Genomic DNA, 20,320 nt, shown 5'->3' with positions numbered 1-20,320 from the left:
ATGGGACAGAAAGTTAATCCGCATGGCCTTAGAGTCGGAGTTATCAAGGATTGGGATTCCAGATGGTATGCAGAAGACAAGTTTGCTGACTACCTGGTAGAAGACTACAACATCAGAACATTCCTTAAAAAGAAATTATACAGCGCAGGTGTTTCCAAAATCGAGATCGAGAGAGCATCTGACAGAGTTAAGATCATCATCTACACAGCAAAACCTGGTATCGTAATCGGTAAGGGCGGCGCAGAGATCGAGAAAGTTAAAGCTGAGCTTCAGAAATACACAGACAAGAAGCTTATCGTTGACATCAAAGAAGTTAAGAGACCGGACAAAGATGCACAGCTGGTTGCTGAGAACATTGCTCTTCAGCTTGAGAATCGTATTTCCTTCAGACGTGCTATGAAGTCCACAATGCAGAGAACAATGAAGGCTGGCGCTAAGGGAATCAAGACTTCCGTATCCGGACGTCTCGGCGGAGCTGATATGGCTCGTACAGAGTTCTACAGCGAGGGAACAATCCCGCTTCAGACACTTCGTGCAGATATCGACTATGGCTTTGCGGAAGCAGACACCACATATGGTAAAGTTGGTGTTAAGGCATGGATCTACAATGGTGAGATTCTTCCGACAAAAGGAACTAAGGAAGGGAGCGATAAATAATGTTAATGCCAAAAAGAGTAAAACGTCGTAAACAATTCCGTGGCTCCATGAGAGGAAAAGCCCTTAGAGGCAATGTTATCAACTATGGTGATTTCGGTCTTGTTGCTACTGAGCCATGTTGGATCAGATCTAATCAGATCGAGGCAGCCCGTGTTGCTATGACCCGTTACATCAAACGTGGCGGTAAAGTTTGGATTAAGATTTTCCCGGATAAACCGGTAACAGCTAAACCAGCTGAGACTCGAATGGGTTCCGGAAAAGGCGCTCTGGAGTACTGGGTAGCAGTAGTAAAACCAGGTCGTGTTATGTTTGAGATTGCAGGCGTGTCCGAAGAGGTTGCCCGTGAAGCATTACGTCTTGCAATGCACAAGTTACCATGTAAATGTAAAATCGTTTCTCGTGCAGACTTAGAAGGCGGTGATAACAGTGAAAATTAATAAGTTCGTGGAAGATTTAAAAGCAAAGTCAGTTGCAGAACTGAATGAAGAATTAGTAGCTGCTAAAAAAGAGCTTTTCAATCTGAGATTTCAGAATGCAACAAACCAGTTAGACAATACAGGACGAATCAAAGAGGTTCGTAAAAATATTGCCAGAATCCAGACAGTAATCACTGAGCAGGCAAACGCTTCCAAATAGGACAGGAGGACATAAATCGTGGAAAGAAATCTGAGAAAAACCCGCGTGGGTAAGGTTATCAGCGACAAAATGGATAAGACCATCGTAGTTGCAATTGAAGACCATGTAAAACATCCTCTTTACAAAAAAATCGTGAAGAGAACATATAAATTAAAAGCTCATGACGAGAACAATGAGTGCAACATCGGAGATACCGTTAAGGTAATGGAGACCAGACCGCTGTCCAAGGACAAGAGATGGAGACTGGTTGAGATCGTAGAGAAAGCTAAATAAGGAGGAAACCAGTATGATTCAGCAGGAAACTAGACTGAAAGTTGCCGACAACACTGGTGCAAAAGAAATCCTTTGTATTCGTGTTATGGGCGGCTCTACAAGAAGATATGCAAACATCGGTGACACAATCGTTGCTACGGTTAAAGATGCAACACCAGGCGGCGTTGTTAAAAAAGGTGACGTTGTTAAAGCTGTAGTTGTTAGAACTAAAAAAGGCGCTCGTCGTAAAGACGGATCTTACATCCGTTTCGATGAAAATGCTGCCGTAATTATCAAGGATGACTTAACTCCGAGAGGAACACGTATCTTTGGACCAGTTGCCAGAGAGCTTCGTGAGAAGAAATTCATGAAGATCGTTTCCTTAGCTCCGGAAGTATTATAGGAGGGTGCCGAATGTCAGCTATGAAAATTAAAAAAGGTGATACTGTAAAGGTAATCGCTGGAAAAGATAAAGGTAAGGACGGAAAGGTCCTTGCAGTTAACGTAAAAGACAACACAGTAGTTGTTGAGAACGTAAACATGGTTACAAAGCACGCTAAACCGTCCGCAGCTAATCAGAACGGTGGAATCGTGACAAAAGAAGCTCCGCTTCATATCTCCAACGTAATGCTCGTTGTAGACGGAAAAGCTACAAGAGTTGGATTCAAGATGGATGGAGACAAAAAAGTTCGTGTTGCCAAAGCAACAGGAAAGACAATCGATTAATTAAGAGAGGAGGCATATAAAGGTGAGTAGATTAAAAGATCTTTACAAGAACGAGATCATGGATGCCATGACCAAGAAATTCGGATACAAAAACGTAATGGAAGTGCCAAAACTCGAGAAAATCGTTGTTAACATGGGTGTTGGCGAGGCAAAAGAGAACGCTAAACTTCTTGACGCTGCAATCGCAGATATGGAACTTGTTACAGGACAGAAAGCAATCGCTACAAAAGCTAAAAAATCTGTCGCTAACTTCAAAATCAGAGAGGGTATGCCGATCGGATGTAAAGTTACTCTGAGAGGCGAGAAGATGTATGAGTTCGCTGATCGTCTTATCAACCTTGCTCTTCCACGTGTACGTGACTTCCGTGGTGTTAACCCGAACGCATTCGACGGTAGAGGAAACTATGCTCTTGGTATCAAAGAGCAGCTGATCTTCCCAGAGGTTGAGTACGATAAGGTTGATAAAGTAAGAGGAATGGACGTTATCTTCGTTACAACTGCTAAAACAGATGAAGAGGCACGCGAATTACTGACATTATTCAACATGCCATTTGCTAAATAGGAGGAAAAGATTCATGGCTAAGACAGCAATGAAAATTAAACAGCAGCGTAAAGCTAAATTCTCCACAAGAGAGTATACTCGCTGCAGAATCTGTGGCCGTCCACATGCATACCTGAGAAAATACGGAATTTGCAGAATCTGCTTCCGTGAGCTGGCATACAAAGGTCAGATCCCGGGTGTTAAGAAAGCTTCCTGGTAGGCCGAGGCGAAAGCAACTTTTTAATCATTTAAATAATATTCACACGACATGTAAAGTCTGAAGAAAGAGGAGGAAACTTACATGACAATGAGCGATCCGATCGCAGATATGCTTACAAGAATCCGTAACGCAAATACTGCAAAACATGACACTGTAGACGTACCGGCATCCAAGATGAAAATTGCTATCGCAAACATCCTTGTAGATGAGGGATACATCGCAAAATATGATCTGGTTGAGGATGGAGTTGTTAAAACTCTTCACATCACACTGAAATATGGTGAGGACAAAAACCAGAAGATCATCACAGGACTTAAGAGAATCTCCAAACCAGGTCTTCGTGTATACGCAGGCAAGGATGAGCTTCCGAAGGTTCTTGGTGGACTTGGTATCGCAATCCTTTCCACAAACAAAGGCGTTATCACTGACAAAGAGGCTCGTAAGCTTCAGGTTGGTGGCGAGGTACTTGCATTCGTTTGGTAGGCCAAAGCCGCTTAACGAAGCAGTCATATAGCTTTTAAACTGAAAACAGAGAGGGCATGGGCCCTCTCCGACAATCTAAGTAAGGAGGACAAATTTATGTCACGAATCGGAAGACTTCCGGTTGCAATTCCAGCTGGCGTTGAGGTTACAGTCGCAGATGGAAACGTTGTAACAGTAAAAGGACCTAAGGGAACACTTGAGAGAGCACTCCCGACAGAGTTAGAGATCAAAGTTGAAAACGGTCATGTAGTTGTAACAAGACCGAACGACTTAAAGAGAATCAAAGCCCTTCACGGCTTAACAAGAAGCCTTATCCACAACATGGTTGTTGGTGTAAGCGAAGGATACAAAAAAGAGCTTGAGGTTAACGGTGTTGGTTACAGAGCTGCTAAGCAGGGCAAGAAACTTGTACTTAACCTCGGATATTCTCACCCGGTAGAGATGGAAGATCCAGAAGGTCTTGAGTCCACAGTTGACGGAAACAAGATCATCGTATCTGGTATCAGCAAAGAAAAAGTTGGCCAGTACGCAGCTGAGATCAGAGACAAGAGAAGACCTGAGCCATACAAGGGCAAGGGAATCAAGTACGTTGACGAAGTTATCAGACGTAAAGTCGGTAAGACCGGTAAGAAATAATTAAGGAGAGTGAGAATATGATTAACAAAGCATCCAGAAGCGAAATTCGCGAAAAGAAGCATAGAAGATTACGTCATCATTTAAACGGAACTGCAACTACTCCTCGTCTGGCAGTATTTCGTTCCAACAAGCACATCTATGCACAGATTATTGATGACACAGTTGGTAAAACTTTAGTATCCGCTTCTACTCTCCAGAAGGACGTAAAAGCAGAGCTTGAGAACACTGATGATGTACAGGCTGCAGCAAAAGTTGGAACAGTGATCGGTAAAAAAGCTGTTGAGGCTGGTATCGAGAGCGTTGTTTTCGACAGAGGTGGATATATCTACCACGGAAAAGTTAAAGCACTGGCAGATGCAGCAAGAGAAGCTGGACTGAAATTCTAAGAGGAGGAAAAGAACACATGAAACGTAATCTTATTGATGCTAGTCAGTTAGAGTTAGAAGATAAAGTAGTATCAATCAAGCGTGTTACCAAGGTTGTTAAAGGTGGTCGTAACTTCCGTTTCACAGCTTTAGTTGTTGTAGGTGACGGCAATGGACACGTTGGTGCAGGTTTAGGAAAAGCAGCAGAAATTCCGGAGGCGATCCGCAAAGGTAAAGAGGACGCTATGAAGAAGCTTGTTACTGTTGCAAGAGACGAGAACAATTCCATTACACATGACTTCATCGGAAAATTCGGAAGCGCTGAGATGCTTCTGAAGAGAGCTCCGGAAGGTACTGGAGTTATCGCCGGTGGCCCGGCACGTGCCGTAATCGAGCTTGCAGGTATCAAAAACATCCGTACAAAATGTATGGGTTCCAGAAATAAACAGAACGTAGTTCTGGCAACAATCGCAGGCCTGAGCCAGTTAAAGACTCCGGAAGAGGTTGCAAAGCTCCGCGGAAAATCTGTAGATGAGATTCTGGGTTAAGGAGGATATGGAAATGGCAGATACAATCAAGGTTACACTGGTAAAATCTCCAATCGGTGCAGTACCGAAACACAAAAAAACTGTAAAAGCTATGGGTCTTACAAAGATGCATAAAACAGTTGAGATGCCAGACAACGCTGCAACCAGAGGAATGATTCAGCAGGTGCAGCACCTGGTAAAAGTAGAAGATTAAGGAGGTGCCAGAATGGAATTATCAAACTTAAGACCCGCAGAGGGTTCCAAGCATAGCGATAACTTCAGAAGAGGCCGTGGACATGGTTCAGGAAACGGCAAAACTGCTGGTAAAGGACATAAAGGACAGCTTGCTCGTTCCGGACACAAGAAACCGGGATTCGAGGGAGGTCAGATGCCTTTATACAGACGTCTTCCTAAGAGAGGTTTCACTAACAGAAACTCTAAAGAAATTATCGCAATCAATGTAGACGTTCTCAATCGTTTTGAGGATGGCGCAGAGGTTACAGTTGACAGCTTACTTGCAAGCGGTGCAATCTCCAAGATCGGTGATGGTGTTAAGATCCTTGGAAACGGCGAGCTTACAAAAAAACTTAATGTTAAAGTAAACGCTGTCAGCGAGACTGCAAAAACAAAAATTGAAGCTGCTGGTGGTACAGTAGAGGTGATCTAATGTTTGAGACTCTTAAGAGTGTTTTCAAAGTAAAGGAAATGAGAAGAAAGCTTCTCTATCTGATCTGGATGATATTCGTGATCAGAATCGGATCCCAGCTTCCTGTACCGGGAGTCGACAGTGACTTCTTTAAGCAGTGGTTTGAATCTAATACCGGTGACGCATTCAATTTCTTTGATGCGTTCACCGGCGGTTCCTTTACTCAGATGTCAATTTTCGCATTGAACATCACACCTTACATTACTTCTTCCATTATCATTCAGCTTCTTACCATTGCCATTCCGGCACTGGAAGAGATGCAACGTGACGGAGAAGAAGGAAGAAAAAAGCTTACAGCAATCACACGTTATGTAACGGTTGGTCTTGCTCTGTTTGAGTCTGTTGCCATGGCAATCGGATTTGGACGTCAGGGTATGATCCCGAACATGAGCTTCCTTAAAGGAATCGTAGTTGTTGCAAGTTTAACAGCGGGTTCCGCAATGCTTATGTGGCTGGGCGAGCGTATTACAGAGAAGGGCATTGGAAATGGTATTTCCATCGTCCTGACTATCAATATCGTGTCCAGGATCCCGAGTGATATGTCCCTTCTTTATGAGAACTTCGTCAAGGGCAAAACAATTGCAAAAGGAATGCTTGCAGCCTGCATCATTGCTGTGATTATTCTGTTTGTTGTAGTGCTCGTACTTATCCTCAACGGAGCAGAGAGAAGAATTCCGGTTCAGTATTCCAGAAAGATGGTTGGACGTAAAATGATGGGCGGTCAGTCCACAAACATCCCGCTCAAGGTAAATACTGCCGGCGTTATCCCGGTTATTTTTGCTTCCTCTATCATGTCTTTCCCGTCGATCATTGCTCAGTTCGCTGGCAAAGGAAACGGAACGGGCATCGGAAGTGAGATCTTAAGAGGACTTTCCTCCAATAACTGGTGTAATCCAAGTCAGATCCAGTACAGCTGGGGTCTGATCGTGTATGTGGTACTTTGCGTATTCTTCGCATACTTCTATACATCAATTACCTTTAATCCGTTGGAAGTAGCCGATAATATCAAAAAGCAGGGCGGTTTTATCCCAGGCATCCGTCCGGGAAAACCGACTTCAGATTATTTGACTAAAATCCTGAATTATATTATATTTATAGGTGCAGTAGGTCTTGTTATCGTGGCCGTTATACCGTTCTTCTTCAACGGTGTGTTCGGTGCGGATGTTTCCTTCGGCGGTACATCTATCATCATCATCGTAGGTGTTATCCTGGAGACCGTTAAGCAGGTGGAATCTCAGCTGCTTGTACGTAATTACAAAGGCTTCCTGAACTAATTGAAAATGAAGGTTGCGGTGCGAAAGTGTCGCAGCCTTGATTTGTAAACAGGACTGTCTGAAAATCAGGCAGAAAACAGGAAAATGGAGGGTATGCTATGAGAATTATTATGTTGGGTGCACCGGGGGCAGGTAAAGGTACTCAGGCTAAGAAAATTGCGGCGAAATATGGGATTCCGCACATCTCCACAGGAGATATTTTCCGTGCTAACATCAAAAACGGTACCGAGCTTGGAAACAAAGCAAAAACTTACATGGATCAGGGACTTCTTGTTCCGGATGAACTGACCTGCGACCTTGTTGTTGACAGAATCCAGCAGGATGACGCAAGGGAAGGGTATGTTCTGGATGGTTTCCCGAGAACAATTCCGCAGGCAGAATGTCTGACAGAGGCTCTGAACAAACTTGGAAGCAAAATTGACTATGCGATCGATGTGGATGTGCCGGATGATAACATCGTGAAACGTATGGGCGGACGCCGTGCATGTGTGAAATGCGGTGCAACTTATCACGTTGTATTTGCAGCACCGAAGACAGAGGGGGTCTGCGATACCTGTGGTGACAAGCTTGTACTCCGTGATGATGACAAGCCGGAAACAGTTCAGAAGCGTCTGAATGTTTATCATGAGCAGACACAGCCATTGATTGACTATTACACCACACAGGGTGTTTTGAAGACGGTAGACGGAACCAGGGATCTGAATGAGGTATTCCAGGAGATCGTTGACATCTTAGGAGAATAAGAATGTCCGTAACAATTAAGACACAGCATGAAATCGAACTTATGAGAGAAGCAGGCCATCTTCTTGAGAAGGTGCATGACGGTTTGATCCCTTACATCAAACCGGGTGTCAGCACCAAAGAGATTGATAAGATCGGAGAAGAAATGATCCGGTCTATGGGCTGTATTCCGAACTTTCTGAACTACGGAGGTTTTCCGGCTTCTTTCTGCATCAGCCTGAATGATGAGGTTGTGCATGGAATTCCATCCGAGGAGAAGATCATCCAGGACGGGGATCTGGTTAAGATCGACGCCGGCCTGATTTATAAGGGCTACCATTCTGACGCAGCACGTACCTATGCGGTAGGTGAAGTATCCAAAGAAGCACAGCAGCTCATTAAGGTTACAAGAGAGTGCTTTTTTGAAGGACTGAAAATGGCAAAAGCCGGAAATCATTTAAATGATATTTCCAAAGCCATCGGAGCCCACGCAGCGAAATACCGTTATGGTATTGTACGTGACCTTGTAGGACATGGAATCGGAACTCATCTTCATGAGGATCCGCAGATTCCAAACTTCCCGCAGAAGCGCAGGGGCATCAAGCTCCTTCCGGGAATGACCCTGGCCGTCGAGCCCATGATCAACCTTGGTCGTGCGGACGTGGCATGGCTGGACGATGAGTGGACAGTGGTAACCATGGATGGTTCACTTTCCGCCCATTATGAAAATACGATCCTCATCACCGATGGGGAACCAGAGATTCTGACGCTTACGAATCTGTAAGTAGCAATTGTTGTCATGACATAGGAGGTAAAAAATGTCAAAAGCAGATGTGATCGAAGTAGAAGGCACTGTTCTGGAGAAACTGCCTAATGCGATGTTTAAAGTGGAACTGGAAAACAAACATGTGGTACTTGCACATATCAGTGGCAAGCTCCGTATGAATTTTATCCGTATTCTCCCGGGAGATAAAGTAACGATCGAACTTTCTCCGTATGATCTTTCCAAAGGAAGAATCATCTGGAGAGATAAATAAGAAATATTGTAAAAGACGACCTGGTGGCGTTAAGCTGCCGGGTCTTTTTTTGCCTTTTCTGCAGAAAAAGAATTTGAAGTGGAGTTTATCACTCACATTTTTTTACGTTTCTCAGGCAGCGATACAATTGCTTCCTGGTCTGATTACGAAGTGGAGAAACCGGATACACTCTAAGAATGTAGAATAATTGGAAATCAGTGTAAAACTTAAACTTGTTGACAAACTGTGAAGTGAGTGTATTCAGGATATGCAGCAAATCGAAAATCCTGGCTTTACGAATATTATAAGATAAAACATAAAAATCCCTCGGAAATGATTAAAAAATCATTTTTCGGGGGATTTGTTTATGCAGATAATTTTTTATTTTACTTATGTTATATCACCTTATCATCCAATCCCGCCCAGCACAACACCAAGGATTAGCACCAGAAAGCATACCGGAATATAAAGATATTTACACACCGGATAAAAATATTTCGTGAATGGTTTCTCGCGGCCTTTGTTGACCTGGCTTTCCACATAGCTCCGGCCGAAGATCCAGAAGAACATGATCCCTGCAAGTCCTGCGCCGAGAGGACAGATATAGATGGAAAGTACATCCATCCAGTCAGAAACAATGCCCTGGATCAGCAGAGAAGCTACAACGCCGATCACTGAGATCACCATGCAGGAAGGAATCCGGCCAAGACCTGTTTTTTCCTGAACTGTGGCAATAGGAGCTTCATAAAGGTTCATAAGCGAGGTCATGCCTGCAAGGAACACAGCTACGAAAAAGATGATGGCAATGATCTGTCCGCCAGGCATGGTTTTGATCAGGTGCGGCAGGTAGATGAACAGAAGTCCGGGACCGCCCTGGTCAAGCTTGGCACCTGTGGTAGCCATGGCCGGAATGATAACAAGTGCTGCCAGCATAGCAGCCAGAGTATCAAAAAGTGCTACCCTTGCAGCAGATGCAGGGATATCTTCGCTGTCCGGAAGATAAGATCCGTAGATCAGTGTACCGTTGCCTGCAACAGATAGGGAGAAAAATGCCTGTCCAAGTGCGAAGATCCAGGTGGAAGGCTTTGCCAGAATTTCCGGCTCCACGCGGAAGATATAGCGGTATCCGGCAGCAGCTCCCGGCTGAAAGGCAACATAGATGCCAAGGATCACAAACAGTATAAAGAAGATAGGCATCATCACTTTATTGGCCTTTTCGATGCCGCTTCCAACGCCGTACATCAGGATAAACATGCAGATCACAAGAGCAGCCAGCTGCCAGAGATTATTTCCCCAGGCAGAGGCCATGCCTCCGAATTTGGCGCCAAAGGACTCAATATCTGCCGGTGCCAGGGTAGATCCTGTAAAGGTTCCGAGCATATATCGGAAGATCCATCCCATAACAACCGTATAACCGATAGCCATGGCCAGTGCACCGATCACCGGTATCCAGCCCAGTGTTTCACCCAGCTTTCGTCTGCATTTGGTTTCACAGGCCATGCCGAAGGCGTCAATGGGCCCGGAACGTGTCCCGCGGCCAAAGCTCATCTCACCGATCACCCCGGTAAAGCCGATCAGTGCCACAAAAATAAAATACGGGATCAGGAACGATCCCCCGCCATACAGGGAAACTCTGGTGGGAAACATCCAGATATTTCCCATTCCAACCGCAGACCCGATGCAGGCCAGAATGAACCCCCAGCGGCTGTTAAAAGATTCTCGTTTTTTCATAAAAATAAAATTTCCTCTCTCCGTTGATCGTTTCAGTATAACATAATTTTGGAAAATAGGAAACTGCAGCATCTATACAGATCCAGGTATCTATACAGATCCAGGTATCTATACAGATCTAGGCGGATATTTGTGAGCCACATTTGTCACCTGCTCATAACCGTATAGCTGCGAAGCAGTTATGAGCCGGGCTCATCGGCGCAGGGCATTAGCATAAAATCGAAAATGATCCGGTCTGTGCCGTGACTGGGTATACTCAAACATCACACCGTCACTGTTATAAGTCTGGCTGGACACCACAGCCACGCAGTTATAATCCTTTACATTCAGATGAAGATATTTTTCATCAATTTCTGTAACCTTTTCCACAGTCATGATACGTTTGCTGTTGACAATGGTCATATGAAGCACCTGTTCCAGATATTCATAGATAGAATGACTGGCAATCTCGGCAGTAAGGCCGGGAACGGATTCCTTCAGAAAATAATTATGGTTGATGATCAGCGGGATATCTTCAAGATAATGGATACGCTGAATATAATATACTTCTGCACCAGCGGGAAATCCTGTGTAAGCTGACTGATTTTTGCTGATACAAAGCTCTGTAAAAAGAGCCACCTCCGTATGGGCATTCTGACCGTTCCTTGCAGCAGATTCCTTGAAGGTTTCAATCTCTCCGATGGTGAAAGCAGTCTTCTCGTTTGGACGGTAGATATTGCGGACACCTTTTCCCTGCATGGTCTGTACATAGCCGTCACTGACAAGAAGACTGACCGCACGTCGCAGGGTATTGCGGGAGCAGCCGTAAGTCTGGATCAGAGTGTTTTCGGAAGGCAGAAGCTCCTGATAGGCAAAGGTGTTGTCCTCTATTTTCATTTTCAGATCTTTATAGATATCTTCGTAAATACTTTTGGGCATTTCAATTCTCCATTCATGTTCGGTCAAAAATATATAGCAGGATTTATGATTTCTGAAATAATTATAAAAGATTTTCCCGGTAAGCGCAATGTAAATACCGTGGAATGTTTAAACAAGTTACAGAGTATATTGATATGTTATGAGGATAGTATGAGAAATATAGATGAAATCAATTTGTGGCCATTCAAAATCATGATACTGGATTTCGAACGCATATAAGCTGTAAGCGCCAGAGGGGCTTACGCGTAAACAAAAAAGGAAATGTGACAGTGTAAAAACAGATCACATTTCCTCTTATTTTATCAAAGCTAAAATAAAGTCAGGCCTCTTTTTTCTTATAGGAAAGATTCCTGAAGCTGCTGCCGTCAGAAGCTGTGCTTCGGGTAACTGCCGGTGTATCGGCTACGGTATTCCGGTCTGCACTGATCAGCCATACAGCATAGAAGGCAGGAACCAGACAGAGCCATACGCCTGAGAGACCGCAGGTCATATACAGGATCAGAGACAAAGCTGCACCTGTATGAAAAGAAAGCAGCGTCATTCCGTAGAATTTTGCTTTATCGCACTGTGCGCTGTCCTTTTTCATAAGGAACTGAGTGACAGCTGTGGTGAACTGGCGAAGGTTGTTGGTGGAAAAGATCGTGGAGCTGTTATATCCGCCGGGAGCCTTGAAGGTACACCACTGGAAAGGCATTGCAAAGAACACGGGGTAAAGAGCCACAACCGGAGACATTCCGGAAGGAAAGAATCCCAGGAGCAGGATCGCAAAGATATCGATCCCGATACTGATAAAACGAAGATCTGCGGAAAAATGCTCTGGGATCCAGACCGTAAGGATAACAGCAGCCATATATATGAGAAGCGCACCCACACGCAGAAGCATATCCGAAAAATTCCTGCCTATGAGATCCCGCACAACACCAATAAGATTGGCTGTCTGGGCATTGCCGAAAAGATCTGCTCTTGACACAATGGCATAAAGCCCCAGGTATCCACCGATAAAAGATAAGGTGTAATGTATCAGAAAACGATATTTCATTTCCGTATGCATATGTAAAGATTCCTTTCATTAAAATAGGCAGATTCCATATGTCTGCCGGACTTTGCCACCCATTATAATACAGCCTGTAAAAAAAATCAAAAATTTTTTTAATTTTTTCTTGCATTTCAGGAAAACAGGTGTTAGTATATATTTCAAGCGCGCAAATACTGTGTATGAGTGCGCCTGTGAAACTGCAGATATGAGACTAATTTACGGAAGGAGGATTTCCAGTGAAAGTAAGATCATCTGTAAAGCCGATCTGCGAGAAGTGCAAGGTCATTAAGAGAAAGGGATCCATCAGAATCATCTGTGAGAACCCGAAGCACAAACAGCGTCAGGGTTGATTTCCATATCGGGACTTCTTTGGAATGTTTGTGAAACGTGCGGCTGCAGTATGAAACACCCGGCAGGGTTGTTCTACTGAACAGATAATAAGCATGTATTGCCTAATACCGAGAGGCAACAGCGGTTAAGATCCGCAATTTCGGAAAGGCTGTGATTCGCCAATTACAGCTGGGTGTTTTACCGAGGCACCCCAATTAGGAAACTAGAAAAGAAAGAGGCAGGTCGATATGTCCCATTTCACCTTGCGAGAGCAAGTGACATACGATATGCGGAACTTTCAGAAACAGAAAATGGAGGAAACAGTACATGGCTCGTATAGCTGGTGTAGACTTACCAAGAGAGAAACGTATTGAAATCGGTCTTACCTACATTTATGGAATTGGTAGACCAAGCGCAGACAAAATTCTTGCTAAAGCAGAGGTTAATCCTGACACACGTGTCAGAGATCTGACTGATGACGAGGTTAAGAGACTGAGTGCTGTTATTGATGAGACAATGACAGTAGAAGGTGATCTGAGAAGGGAAATCGCCCTTAACATCAAGAGACTGCAGGAGATTGGATGCTACAGAGGTATCCGTCATCGTAAAGGACTCCCGGTTCGTGGTCAGAAGACTAAGACAAATGCGAGAACTCGCAAGGGACCGAAGAGAACTGTTGCAAACAAGAAGAAATAATTTATAGATATAACTAATTAATTTCAATAAAAGGAAAGTGTAGGTTAGTTTTAAAATGGCAAAAGTTACAAAGAAAACGACAAAACGTCGTGTCAAGAAAAACGTTGAACACGGACAGGCACACATTCAGTCTTCCTTCAACAATACAATCGTCACACTGACAGATAACGAAGGAAACGCTCTTTCATGGGCAAGTGCCGGTGGTCTTGGATTTAAAGGTTCAAGGAAATCTACCCCTTATGCAGCACAGATGGCAGCAGAGACTGCAACAAAGGCTGCTTTAATTCATGGATTAAAAACAGTAGACGTTATGGTAAAAGGCCCGGGCTCAGGCCGTGAAGCTGCAATCCGTGCGCTTCAGGCATGCGGACTTGAAGTAACCAGCATTCGTGACGTAACTCCGGTTCCTCACAACGGATGCCGTCCACCAAAACGCAGAAGAGTCTAATTAGGAGGTAGTTGAAATGGCAGTAAATAGAGTACCTGTTCTGAAAAGATGCAGATCCCTTGGCCTGGATCCGATTTACTTAGGAATTGATAAGAAGTCCACAAGACAGTTAAAACGTGCAAACCGCAAGGTGTCTGAGTATGGTCTTCAGTTAAAAGAGAAACAGAAAGCAAAATTTATCTACGGAGTTCTTGAGAAACCTTTCCGTAACTACTACAAGAAAGCCGACAGAATGCAGGGCCAGACAGGTGAGAACCTTATGGTTATGCTTGAGAGCAGACTTGACAACATCGTTTTCCGTATGGGATTTGCCAGAACAAGAAGAGAGGCTCGTCAGATCGTAGATCACAAGCACGTACTTGTTAACGGAAAATGTGTAAACATTCCGTCCTACCTGTGCAAAGCAGGAGACACAATTGAGATCAGAGAGAAGAGCAAAGGCTCTGAGAGATATAAAGGAATCCTTGAGATCACTGGCGGAAGACTTGTTCCGGAGTGGATCGACGTTGATCAGGAGAACCTGAAGGGTGTAGTTAAAGAGCTTCCTACAAGAGAGCAGATCGATGTTCCTGTAAACGAGATGCTTATCGTCGAGCTGTATTCTAAATAATTAGTAACTGTTTACTGTGTCTACAGTTATAAAAATTGGTAATACCCTCGAATGTTGATTAACCCAGAAGGAGGGAACCTTATAGTGTTTGATTTCAATAAACCAAAAATCGAAATTACCGAAATATCCGAAGATAAGAAGTTTGGAAGATTCGTTGTAGAGCCTCTGGAAAGAGGTTATGGTACTACCCTTGGCAATTCTTTAAGAAGAATTATGCTGTCCTCCCTTCCGGGAGCTGCAGTAAGCCAGGTGAAGATCGATGGTGTACTTCATGAATTCAGCTCCATTCCGGGCGTGAAGGAAGATGTGACCGAAATCATCATGAATCTGAAATCTCTTGCCATTAAGAATCACAGCAGTGACAATGAGCCGAAGACCGCATACATTGAGTGTGAGGGCAAAGGTGTTGTTACAGCAGCTGATATCCAGGCAGATCAGGATATTGAGATCATGAACCCGGATCAGGTGATCGCAACCCTGAACGGTGGAAAAGACTGCAGACTGGCCATGGAGCTTACCATTACCAAGGGTCGTGGCTATATCAGTGCAGACAAAGGCAAAACCGATGACATGCCGATCGGTATGATCGCAGTGGATGCGATCTACACACCGGTAGACAGAGTCAACATGATCGTAGAGAATACACGAGTTGGTCAGGTAACTGACTTCGACAAGCTTACACTGGATGTCTATACCAATGGAACACTTGATCCGGATGAGGCAGTCAGCCTTGCAGCGAAGGTTCTCAGCGAGCATTTAAACCTGTTCATTGATCTTTCCGAGAATGCTAAGACCGCAGAGGTTATGATCGAGAAAGAAGACAATGAGAAGGAAAAGGTCCTGGAGATGAGCATTGATGAGCTTGAGCTCTCTGTTCGTTCCTACAACTGCCTTAAGAGAGCCGGTATCAATACGGTTGAAGAATTATGCAACAAGACTTCTGACGATATGATGAAGGTTCGTAATCTGGGCCGCAAATCCTTAGAGGAAGTACTTGCAAAACTCAAAGAGCTGGGACTTCAGCTCCAGCCTACAGAGGAATAATCCGGAAACAGAGTAATGAGTGGGGTGTCAGCAGCAGGGCAGTAAGACCGAACAAGCATGTCCTGGTGTCCCACAGATGGAGGATAATAAAATGGCAAAATATAGAAAATTAAGCAGAACATCTAACCAGAGAAAAGCACTTCTCAGAAATCAGGTTACAAACCTTCTTCATCACGGAAAGATTGTGACAACAGAAGCTAAGGCTAAAGAGATCCGTAAGATCGCTGAGGGACTTATCGCTATGGCTGTACGTGAGAAAGACAATTTCGAGACAGTTACAGTAACAGCTAAGGTTGCTCGTAAAGATGCTGACGGAAAACGTGTAAAAGAAGTCGTAGACGGCAAAAAGAAAACAGTTTACGATGAAGTTCAGAAAGAGATCAAGAAAGATGCTCCTTCCAGACTTCATGCACGTCGTGAGATGATGAAAGTTTTCTATCCTGTAACAGAGGTTCCTGCTAAGGGCGCTGGCAGAAAGAAAAATACAAAAGAAGTTGACATGGTTGACAAGATGTTCAGCGAGATCGCTCCGAAATACGCAGATCGTAACGGTGGTTACACAAGAATCGTTAAGATCGGACAGCGTAAAGGCGATGCAGCAATGGAAGTTCTTATCGAGCTTGTATAATTTACTTCTGACCGATTTAAAGGACATTTGCAGAAATGCAGATGTCCTTTTTTTATATTCCAAAAAACTCGAAAAAATGCATAAATGGTGGGTTTTCGACCATAAATTACATTAAGATATCATAATTTGAATAACAAATCATGGTATAATATATAGAACAAAAAGTAACAATGATGGAGTAAAAGGGGATACATAAATATGACGATGATGACCATTGCCATTTGTGATGATATGCAGGCGGATGCGAGAAGACTTCACAAACAGCTTGAGCGGATCGTTCCAGGGTCAGAAATTCGGATATTTAAAAGCGGTGAGCTTTTATTGGAAGAATTGGAAAAGAAAAGGAAACCTTATGATGCAATCTTTGTGAACATTGATTCAAAGAAAGTAGACGGACTGGAAACAATACGGAAGATACGTGAAAAAGAAATGTCAGTGGCAGTGCTTTTTATGAGTAGAAGCGATGAATATTACAGAAATGCTTTTGACCTGTTTGCATATAACTATTTACTGAAACCTGTAACCGAAGAAACTTTGGAATATGTAATGGAACCACTGAAGAAGCGACTTAGCGGCGGGAATGATGAGCGGGTGATCCATTTTCAGTATCGTGCCCGTGTGTATACTTTACGCTACAGTCAGGTTAGCTATATTACCAGCAGTCTCCATATCGTGAATTTCCATAGGACAGACGGAAGTATACTCCAGTGCAGAGGTAAGCTGAAAGACTTCGAAAAACAGCTTGACGACGGTACATTTTTGCGGTGTCATCAGAGCTTTATAGTAAATATGGAACGGGTCACAGGCGCTGAAAATGACAGCTTCCATATCGGAGAGCATGTAATACCGATCTCCCGATCCTATAATCGGAATGCACACGAGAAATATGATGAATATCTGAGGCTTCAGCAGGAATATGACGAGGAAGAAGAGGATTAACTTGATTATTATCCTTTTTTAGCGTACAATCGGTAATGTATGAAATACGACTACACGTATGCGAAAGGATGATAAACATGGTCGGTGGGACTTTTGGTATTACCGGACAGAAACAATATAGGAATGATTTGGGACAGGTTCCCGGATATGATAAATTTGCAGAAGATAAAAAGGAAAGCAGCGAGGAAATGTTTTCCTTTACGTCTTGTGCATTTTTTTGTTGCCTGAGATGATGCGACGTTTTATACTGACATTGGAAATACTGTTTGTATCACTTTTTCTTCTGGGAGGTAGTTTCCCGGAAACAGAAACTGCCCGGAATACATCAGGAGGATTTAGCTGGAAGGACTACAGGACCATTGCACATGCTCTGGGAGGTATGGACGGAAAGGATTACCTGAATTCCAGAGAGGGATTTCTGTTCATGTATGAACAGGGAGTTCGTCTTTTTGAATTGGATCTTTCCAGGACATCCGATGGAGTATGGGTCTGCAGGCATAACTGGAACGATCCCATGGGACAGTGGGATGGCAACGGAAAAAAAGTCCTTACAGAAAAGGAATTCAGACAAAGTAAAATATATGGGAAATACACCCCCATGACACTGGAGGATTTTTTCCTTCTTCTGAAAGATTATCCGGATGCATATGTGCTGATCGATTCCAAACAGTATTCTCTTCGCAATTATCAGAGAACACTGGAGGATTACAGTGATTATGTGGAAATTGCCAGGAATGCAGGTGCCGGTGAGACGCTGGATCGGATCATTCCGGAAATCTACAATGAAGCAATGTTTCCCGGAACGGCCATGCTCTATTCTTTTCCTTCCTATGTATATTCACTGTGGCAGGAGTATTCTGTGGAAGAGCTGGAGTATATTGCATCCTTCTGTAAAGAAAAGGGAATTCCGGCAGCAACAGTATACTGGGAGTATTGGTCAGAAGAAACGGAGAAGATCTTTGAAAAAAACGGGATCAGTCTGTATGTTTATACGGTCAATGACCGTGACCAGGCCAGAAGATACATTTCGCAGGGAGCAGAAGGAATCTGTACCGATTTCCTGACAGCGGAAGATCTGTGGTAAGAGAAATAAAAACAAAGGAATCAGAAGATTATGAAAATAAGAACAACCATTGCTGTGATGGCAGCAAAGATCACAGGACATGTCTGTAAGCTTATGGGCCGGCAGGGTGTGACCTGGGCCGGTAAGGTCGCGATGAAGATCTGTCCGGATATCCTGGAAGAGCTTTCTTCTCAGGTAAGAGAAAAAATATTTGTAGTATGCGGAACCAACGGAAAGACCACAACCAATAACATGCTGTGCGCAGGCCTTGAGGCAGAGGGAAAAAAGGTCATCTGCAATCATACCGGTTCCAACATGCTCAACGGAGTTGTGGCAGCCTTTGTATTGGGGGCAAAATTCAGCGGAAAACTGGATGCGGATTATGCCTGTATCGAGGTGGATGAGGCATCCACAAGACATGTGTTCACAAGGATCAGACCGGATTATATGGTTATGACCAATCTGTTCCGTGATCAGCTGGACCGTTATGGCGAGATCGATATCACTATGAACATCCTGGAAGAAATGATGAAAAAGGTTCCGGATATGAAGGTCATTGTCAATGGTGATGATGCACTGTCTGCATATCTTGCCATGGACTGCGGAAATCCTTTTGTAACCTACGGGATCAGCAAACCGGTGATCGAGAACAAAACAAACGAGATCCGTGAGGGCCGGTTCTGTAAGTGCTGTGGAGAAAGGCTGATCTACAGCTTCTATCATTACAGTCAGCTGGGAGACTACAGATGTCCGAAATGCGGCTTTAAACGTCCGGAGATCGACTTTGATGCCACAGATGTGAAGGTGAATGATCAGATTGCCTTTACAGTGGAGGATAAACGGATCGTGGCCAATTATAAGGGATTCTATAATGTGTATAATATTCTGGCTGCCTATGCGGGAATTCGTACCGCAGGCTTTAAGGCGGAGCATTTTAATGAGATGCTCCGGAAGTTTAATCCGGAAAACGGACGCAATGAACAGTTTCGGATCAAGGGCACCAGTGTTGTTCTGAATCTTGCCAAGAATCCGGCCGGTTTTAACCAGAACATTTCAGCTGTGATGCAGGACGGATCACCAAAGGATATCATCATTGTGATCAATGATAATGCACAGGATGGAAAAGATATCTCCTGGCTCTGGGATGTGGATTTTGATCTTTTCGGAGGGGACAATATCAATTCCATCACAGTCAGTGGTATCCGGTGTCAGGATATGCGCCTCCGTCTGAAATATGTGGATATCCCGTCCATACTGGAAAATGATGTGGAGACAGCCATCCGCAAACGAATCGGGGATGGATGCGGCAATCTTTATGTACTTGTAAATTATACGGCGCTGTTTGGCACCAGAAATATCCTGAAGAAACTGGAGGGTGAGAAATGAAGATAACGATAGGGCATTTATATCCGGATCTTCTGAACCTTTACGGTGACAGAGGAAATATCCAGTGTCTGATGAAGCGCTGTCTCTGGAGAGGAATCGAGGCAGAAACCATAGCTTATGAACTGGATGACAGAATCGATTTTTCCAAACTGGATATCGTACTTCTTGGCGGTGGCTCCGACAGAGAACAGATGCTGGTATGTGAAAAGCTGAAGGAAATCCAGAAGGATTTCAAGGCGTATGTGGAAGACAATGGAGTTGTGATCGCAATCTGTGGAGGGTATCAGCTCCTTGGAAATTATTATAAGACGGATCAGGGAATGATCGAGGGTCTGAAGCTTGTAGATATGAGCACTGAGCAGGGAAAAGGCCGCCTTATTGGAAATATTGTGATGCAGAGCGCTCTTTTTGATATGCCCATCGTAGGTTTTGAAAATCATGGAGGGCGTACCACCATCGGAAACAACAGATCCCTGGGAAAGGTTCTGTCAGGATACGGAAATGACGGACAATCCGGTGAGGAAGGGGTTGTATACAAAAATGTGATCGGTACGTATCTTCACGGACCGCTTCTTCCCAAGAACCCGCAGCTTGCAGATCTTCTGATCAGCCGTGCACTGGAAAAGAAATACGGTAAAAAGATCGAACTTGAGAAACTGGATGACAGCGAGGAACAGGAGGCAAACTCCTATATTTTCCATCGCTTTGTAAAAAACGAAGGATAAGAGGGCA

The 20,320-nt window shown here is 44.0% G+C and carries 31 protein-coding genes; 28 read left to right on the top strand and 3 right to left on the bottom strand.

Going from position 1 to position 20,320, the window contains the following annotated elements; translation table 11 throughout:
• The 18 genes from rpsC to infA all read left to right on the top strand — a co-directional run bounded on the left by rpsC (position 1) and on the right by infA (position 8,780).
• Positions 1-657: a 30S ribosomal protein S3 gene (gene rpsC / locus GPK58_RS01875; protein ID WP_015526923.1), complete on the top strand. Its 657-nt coding sequence runs from the start codon at positions 1-3 to the stop codon at positions 655-657.
• Entirely contained in the window at positions 657-1,094 is a 438-nt protein-coding gene (rplP, locus tag GPK58_RS01870; RefSeq protein WP_015526924.1) for a 50S ribosomal protein L16, read from the top strand. Before rpsC ends, rplP begins: the two co-directional genes overlap by 1 nt.
• Positions 1,084-1,293, top strand: coding sequence for a 50S ribosomal protein L29 (gene rpmC / locus GPK58_RS01865; RefSeq protein WP_021650762.1), 210 nt, complete (start codon positions 1,084-1,086; stop codon positions 1,291-1,293). The genes rplP and rpmC overlap by 11 nt, the downstream gene beginning before the upstream one ends.
• Positions 1,294-1,311: 18 nt before the next feature.
• On the top strand, positions 1,312-1,566 hold the full coding sequence (gene rpsQ, locus GPK58_RS01860; protein WP_021650763.1) for a 30S ribosomal protein S17: 255 nt from the start codon (positions 1,312-1,314) through the stop codon (positions 1,564-1,566).
• A 13-nt stretch (positions 1,567-1,579) separates the two neighbouring features.
• The gene (rplN, locus tag GPK58_RS01855) at positions 1,580-1,948 is read left to right on the top strand and encodes a 50S ribosomal protein L14 (protein ID WP_019162495.1); all 369 of its coding nucleotides are present in this window, start codon (positions 1,580-1,582) and stop codon (positions 1,946-1,948) included.
• Between the two features lie 11 nt (positions 1,949-1,959).
• The gene (gene rplX, locus GPK58_RS01850) at positions 1,960-2,271 is read left to right on the top strand and encodes a 50S ribosomal protein L24 (protein ID WP_021650764.1); all 312 of its coding nucleotides are present in this window, start codon (positions 1,960-1,962) and stop codon (positions 2,269-2,271) included.
• 22 nt (positions 2,272-2,293) lie between these two features.
• Entirely contained in the window at positions 2,294-2,833 is a 540-nt protein-coding gene (gene rplE / locus GPK58_RS01845) for a 50S ribosomal protein L5 (RefSeq protein ID WP_021650765.1), read from the top strand.
• Between the two features lie 13 nt (positions 2,834-2,846).
• Positions 2,847-3,032, top strand: a complete 186-nt coding sequence (locus GPK58_RS01840) for a type Z 30S ribosomal protein S14 (RefSeq protein ID WP_015526927.1) — start codon at positions 2,847-2,849, stop codon at positions 3,030-3,032.
• 81 nt (positions 3,033-3,113) lie between these two features.
• The gene (rpsH, locus tag GPK58_RS01835) at positions 3,114-3,515 is read left to right on the top strand and encodes a 30S ribosomal protein S8 (protein ID WP_015526928.1); all 402 of its coding nucleotides are present in this window, start codon (positions 3,114-3,116) and stop codon (positions 3,513-3,515) included.
• A gap of 96 nt (positions 3,516-3,611) precedes the next feature.
• Positions 3,612-4,151, top strand: coding sequence for a 50S ribosomal protein L6 (gene rplF, locus GPK58_RS01830; protein WP_215638105.1), 540 nt, complete (start codon positions 3,612-3,614; stop codon positions 4,149-4,151).
• A gap of 17 nt (positions 4,152-4,168) precedes the next feature.
• Entirely contained in the window at positions 4,169-4,537 is a 369-nt protein-coding gene (rplR, locus tag GPK58_RS01825) for a 50S ribosomal protein L18 (RefSeq protein WP_015526930.1), read from the top strand.
• Positions 4,538-4,554: 17 nt separating this feature from the next.
• Positions 4,555-5,064, top strand: coding sequence for a 30S ribosomal protein S5 (rpsE, locus tag GPK58_RS01820; protein WP_015526931.1), 510 nt, complete (start codon positions 4,555-4,557; stop codon positions 5,062-5,064).
• Positions 5,065-5,077: 13 nt separating this feature from the next.
• Positions 5,078-5,257, top strand: coding sequence for a 50S ribosomal protein L30 (rpmD, locus tag GPK58_RS01815; RefSeq protein ID WP_015526932.1), 180 nt, complete (start codon positions 5,078-5,080; stop codon positions 5,255-5,257).
• A gap of 12 nt (positions 5,258-5,269) precedes the next feature.
• Positions 5,270-5,710, top strand: coding sequence for a 50S ribosomal protein L15 (gene rplO / locus GPK58_RS01810; RefSeq protein ID WP_015526933.1), 441 nt, complete (start codon positions 5,270-5,272; stop codon positions 5,708-5,710).
• Positions 5,710-7,023: a preprotein translocase subunit SecY gene (secY, locus tag GPK58_RS01805; RefSeq protein ID WP_015526934.1), complete on the top strand. Its 1,314-nt coding sequence runs from the start codon at positions 5,710-5,712 to the stop codon at positions 7,021-7,023. The genes rplO and secY overlap by 1 nt, the downstream gene beginning before the upstream one ends.
• Before the next feature lie 98 nt (positions 7,024-7,121).
• Positions 7,122-7,766 carry an adenylate kinase gene (locus tag GPK58_RS01800; RefSeq protein ID WP_015526935.1) on the top strand — a complete coding sequence of 215 codons (645 nt, stop codon included), beginning with the start codon at positions 7,122-7,124 and terminating at the stop codon, positions 7,764-7,766.
• Between the two features lie 2 nt (positions 7,767-7,768).
• A complete protein-coding gene (map, locus tag GPK58_RS01795) occupies positions 7,769-8,527 on the top strand; it encodes a type I methionyl aminopeptidase (protein ID WP_015526936.1) in 759 nt (252 codons plus the stop codon).
• 34 nt (positions 8,528-8,561) lie between these two features.
• Positions 8,562-8,780, top strand: a complete 219-nt coding sequence (gene infA / locus GPK58_RS01790) for a translation initiation factor IF-1 (protein WP_005428560.1) — start codon at positions 8,562-8,564, stop codon at positions 8,778-8,780.
• A gap of 387 nt (positions 8,781-9,167) precedes the next feature.
• Here the strand turns inward: infA and GPK58_RS01785 are convergent, their stop codons facing one another.
• The 3 genes from GPK58_RS01785 to GPK58_RS01775 form a co-directional block, all read right to left on the bottom strand.
• The gene (locus GPK58_RS01785; RefSeq protein WP_215638104.1) at positions 9,168-10,490 is read right to left on the bottom strand and encodes a sodium-dependent transporter; all 1,323 of its coding nucleotides are present in this window, start codon (positions 10,488-10,490) and stop codon (positions 9,168-9,170) included.
• A gap of 192 nt (positions 10,491-10,682) precedes the next feature.
• Positions 10,683-11,408: a UTRA domain-containing protein gene (locus tag GPK58_RS01780; protein ID WP_177290403.1), complete on the bottom strand. Its 726-nt coding sequence runs from the start codon at positions 11,406-11,408 to the stop codon at positions 10,683-10,685.
• Positions 11,409-11,727: 319 nt separating this feature from the next.
• Complete coding sequence (locus tag GPK58_RS01775; RefSeq protein WP_215638103.1) at positions 11,728-12,459, bottom strand: YoaK family protein; 732 nt, start codon at positions 12,457-12,459, stop codon at positions 11,728-11,730.
• Between the two features lie 221 nt (positions 12,460-12,680).
• Here GPK58_RS01775 and rpmJ point away from each other — a divergent pair, with 221 nt between their 5' ends.
• The 10 genes from rpmJ (at position 12,681) to GPK58_RS01725 (ending at position 20,313) form a co-directional block, all read left to right on the top strand.
• The gene (rpmJ, locus tag GPK58_RS01770; RefSeq protein ID WP_003022746.1) at positions 12,681-12,794 is read left to right on the top strand and encodes a 50S ribosomal protein L36; all 114 of its coding nucleotides are present in this window, start codon (positions 12,681-12,683) and stop codon (positions 12,792-12,794) included.
• Positions 12,795-13,101: 307 nt separating this feature from the next.
• Positions 13,102-13,470 (top strand): 30S ribosomal protein S13, encoded by a 369-nt coding sequence (gene rpsM / locus GPK58_RS01765; protein ID WP_008707282.1) that lies wholly within the window; start codon positions 13,102-13,104, stop codon positions 13,468-13,470.
• 55 nt (positions 13,471-13,525) lie between these two features.
• Positions 13,526-13,918 (top strand): 30S ribosomal protein S11, encoded by a 393-nt coding sequence (gene rpsK / locus GPK58_RS01760; RefSeq protein WP_015526942.1) that lies wholly within the window; start codon positions 13,526-13,528, stop codon positions 13,916-13,918.
• Positions 13,919-13,934: 16 nt separating this feature from the next.
• Positions 13,935-14,528 (top strand): 30S ribosomal protein S4, encoded by a 594-nt coding sequence (gene rpsD / locus GPK58_RS01755; protein ID WP_015526943.1) that lies wholly within the window; start codon positions 13,935-13,937, stop codon positions 14,526-14,528.
• 84 nt (positions 14,529-14,612) lie between these two features.
• Positions 14,613-15,572 (top strand): DNA-directed RNA polymerase subunit alpha, encoded by a 960-nt coding sequence (locus tag GPK58_RS01750; RefSeq protein ID WP_059085345.1) that lies wholly within the window; start codon positions 14,613-14,615, stop codon positions 15,570-15,572.
• A gap of 91 nt (positions 15,573-15,663) precedes the next feature.
• On the top strand, positions 15,664-16,200 hold the full coding sequence (locus GPK58_RS01745) for a bL17 family ribosomal protein (protein WP_021976084.1): 537 nt from the start codon (positions 15,664-15,666) through the stop codon (positions 16,198-16,200).
• A 198-nt stretch (positions 16,201-16,398) separates the two neighbouring features.
• On the top strand, positions 16,399-17,139 hold the full coding sequence (locus tag GPK58_RS01740; RefSeq protein WP_215638102.1) for a LytR/AlgR family response regulator transcription factor: 741 nt from the start codon (positions 16,399-16,401) through the stop codon (positions 17,137-17,139).
• 379 nt (positions 17,140-17,518) lie between these two features.
• Positions 17,519-18,223 (top strand): phosphatidylinositol-specific phospholipase C/glycerophosphodiester phosphodiesterase family protein, encoded by a 705-nt coding sequence (locus GPK58_RS01735; RefSeq protein WP_242981842.1) that lies wholly within the window; start codon positions 17,519-17,521, stop codon positions 18,221-18,223.
• 30 nt (positions 18,224-18,253) lie between these two features.
• Entirely contained in the window at positions 18,254-19,588 is a 1,335-nt protein-coding gene (locus GPK58_RS01730; RefSeq protein ID WP_215638101.1) for a MurT ligase domain-containing protein, read from the top strand.
• Positions 19,585-20,313: a type 1 glutamine amidotransferase gene (locus GPK58_RS01725; RefSeq protein ID WP_215638100.1), complete on the top strand. Its 729-nt coding sequence runs from the start codon at positions 19,585-19,587 to the stop codon at positions 20,311-20,313. The genes GPK58_RS01730 and GPK58_RS01725 overlap by 4 nt, the downstream gene beginning before the upstream one ends.
• Positions 20,314-20,320 lie beyond the last annotated feature (7 nt).

It is taken from the genome of Blautia sp. MCC270, from assembly GCF_018785605.1.
GTDB classification, from domain to species: Bacteria; Bacillota; Clostridia; order Lachnospirales; family Lachnospiraceae; genus Blautia_A; species Blautia_A fusiformis.
Note: the sequence above shows the minus strand (reverse complement) of the source record. Positions and strands in the feature narration are given on the sequence as shown.

Bases quoted from the DNA above. Each gene is read 5' to 3' on its own strand.
- rplN (WP_019162495.1), top strand. From the start codon at position 1,580: ATGATTCAGCAGGAAACTAGACTGAAAGTTGCCGACAACACTGGTGCA.
- rpsE (WP_015526931.1), top strand. From the start codon at position 4,555: ATGAAACGTAATCTTATTGATGCTAGTCAGTTAGAGTTAGAAGATAAA.
- secY (WP_015526934.1), top strand. From the start codon at position 5,710: ATGTTTGAGACTCTTAAGAGTGTTTTCAAAGTAAAGGAAATGAGAAGA.
- rpsC (WP_015526923.1), top strand. From the start codon at position 1: ATGGGACAGAAAGTTAATCCGCATGGCCTTAGAGTCGGAGTTATCAAG.
- rplX (WP_021650764.1), top strand. From the start codon at position 1,960: ATGTCAGCTATGAAAATTAAAAAAGGTGATACTGTAAAGGTAATCGCT.
- rpsD (WP_015526943.1), top strand. From the start codon at position 13,935: ATGGCAGTAAATAGAGTACCTGTTCTGAAAAGATGCAGATCCCTTGGC.
- rpsK (WP_015526942.1), top strand. From the start codon at position 13,526: ATGGCAAAAGTTACAAAGAAAACGACAAAACGTCGTGTCAAGAAAAAC.
- map (WP_015526936.1), top strand. From the start codon at position 7,769: ATGTCCGTAACAATTAAGACACAGCATGAAATCGAACTTATGAGAGAA.
- rplR (WP_015526930.1), top strand. From the start codon at position 4,169: ATGATTAACAAAGCATCCAGAAGCGAAATTCGCGAAAAGAAGCATAGA.
- GPK58_RS01730 (WP_215638101.1), top strand. From the start codon at position 18,254: ATGAAAATAAGAACAACCATTGCTGTGATGGCAGCAAAGATCACAGGA.
- GPK58_RS01725 (WP_215638100.1), top strand. From the start codon at position 19,585: ATGAAGATAACGATAGGGCATTTATATCCGGATCTTCTGAACCTTTAC.
- GPK58_RS01800 (WP_015526935.1), top strand. From the start codon at position 7,122: ATGAGAATTATTATGTTGGGTGCACCGGGGGCAGGTAAAGGTACTCAG.
- rpsM (WP_008707282.1), top strand. From the start codon at position 13,102: ATGGCTCGTATAGCTGGTGTAGACTTACCAAGAGAGAAACGTATTGAA.
- rpmD (WP_015526932.1), top strand. From the start codon at position 5,078: ATGGCAGATACAATCAAGGTTACACTGGTAAAATCTCCAATCGGTGCA.
- GPK58_RS01840 (WP_015526927.1), top strand. From the start codon at position 2,847: ATGGCTAAGACAGCAATGAAAATTAAACAGCAGCGTAAAGCTAAATTC.
- rplO (WP_015526933.1), top strand. From the start codon at position 5,270: ATGGAATTATCAAACTTAAGACCCGCAGAGGGTTCCAAGCATAGCGAT.
- GPK58_RS01785 (WP_215638104.1), bottom strand. From the start codon at position 10,490: ATGAAAAAACGAGAATCTTTTAACAGCCGCTGGGGGTTCATTCTGGCC.
- GPK58_RS01780 (WP_177290403.1), bottom strand. From the start codon at position 11,408: ATGCCCAAAAGTATTTACGAAGATATCTATAAAGATCTGAAAATGAAA.
- GPK58_RS01775 (WP_215638103.1), bottom strand. From the start codon at position 12,459: ATGCATACGGAAATGAAATATCGTTTTCTGATACATTACACCTTATCT.
- GPK58_RS01740 (WP_215638102.1), top strand. From the start codon at position 16,399: ATGACGATGATGACCATTGCCATTTGTGATGATATGCAGGCGGATGCG.
- rplF (WP_215638105.1), top strand. From the start codon at position 3,612: ATGTCACGAATCGGAAGACTTCCGGTTGCAATTCCAGCTGGCGTTGAG.
- rplP (WP_015526924.1), top strand. From the start codon at position 657: ATGTTAATGCCAAAAAGAGTAAAACGTCGTAAACAATTCCGTGGCTCC.
- GPK58_RS01745 (WP_021976084.1), top strand. From the start codon at position 15,664: ATGGCAAAATATAGAAAATTAAGCAGAACATCTAACCAGAGAAAAGCA.
- infA (WP_005428560.1), top strand. From the start codon at position 8,562: ATGTCAAAAGCAGATGTGATCGAAGTAGAAGGCACTGTTCTGGAGAAA.
- GPK58_RS01735 (WP_242981842.1), top strand. From the start codon at position 17,519: ATGGACGGAAAGGATTACCTGAATTCCAGAGAGGGATTTCTGTTCATG.
- rpsH (WP_015526928.1), top strand. From the start codon at position 3,114: ATGACAATGAGCGATCCGATCGCAGATATGCTTACAAGAATCCGTAAC.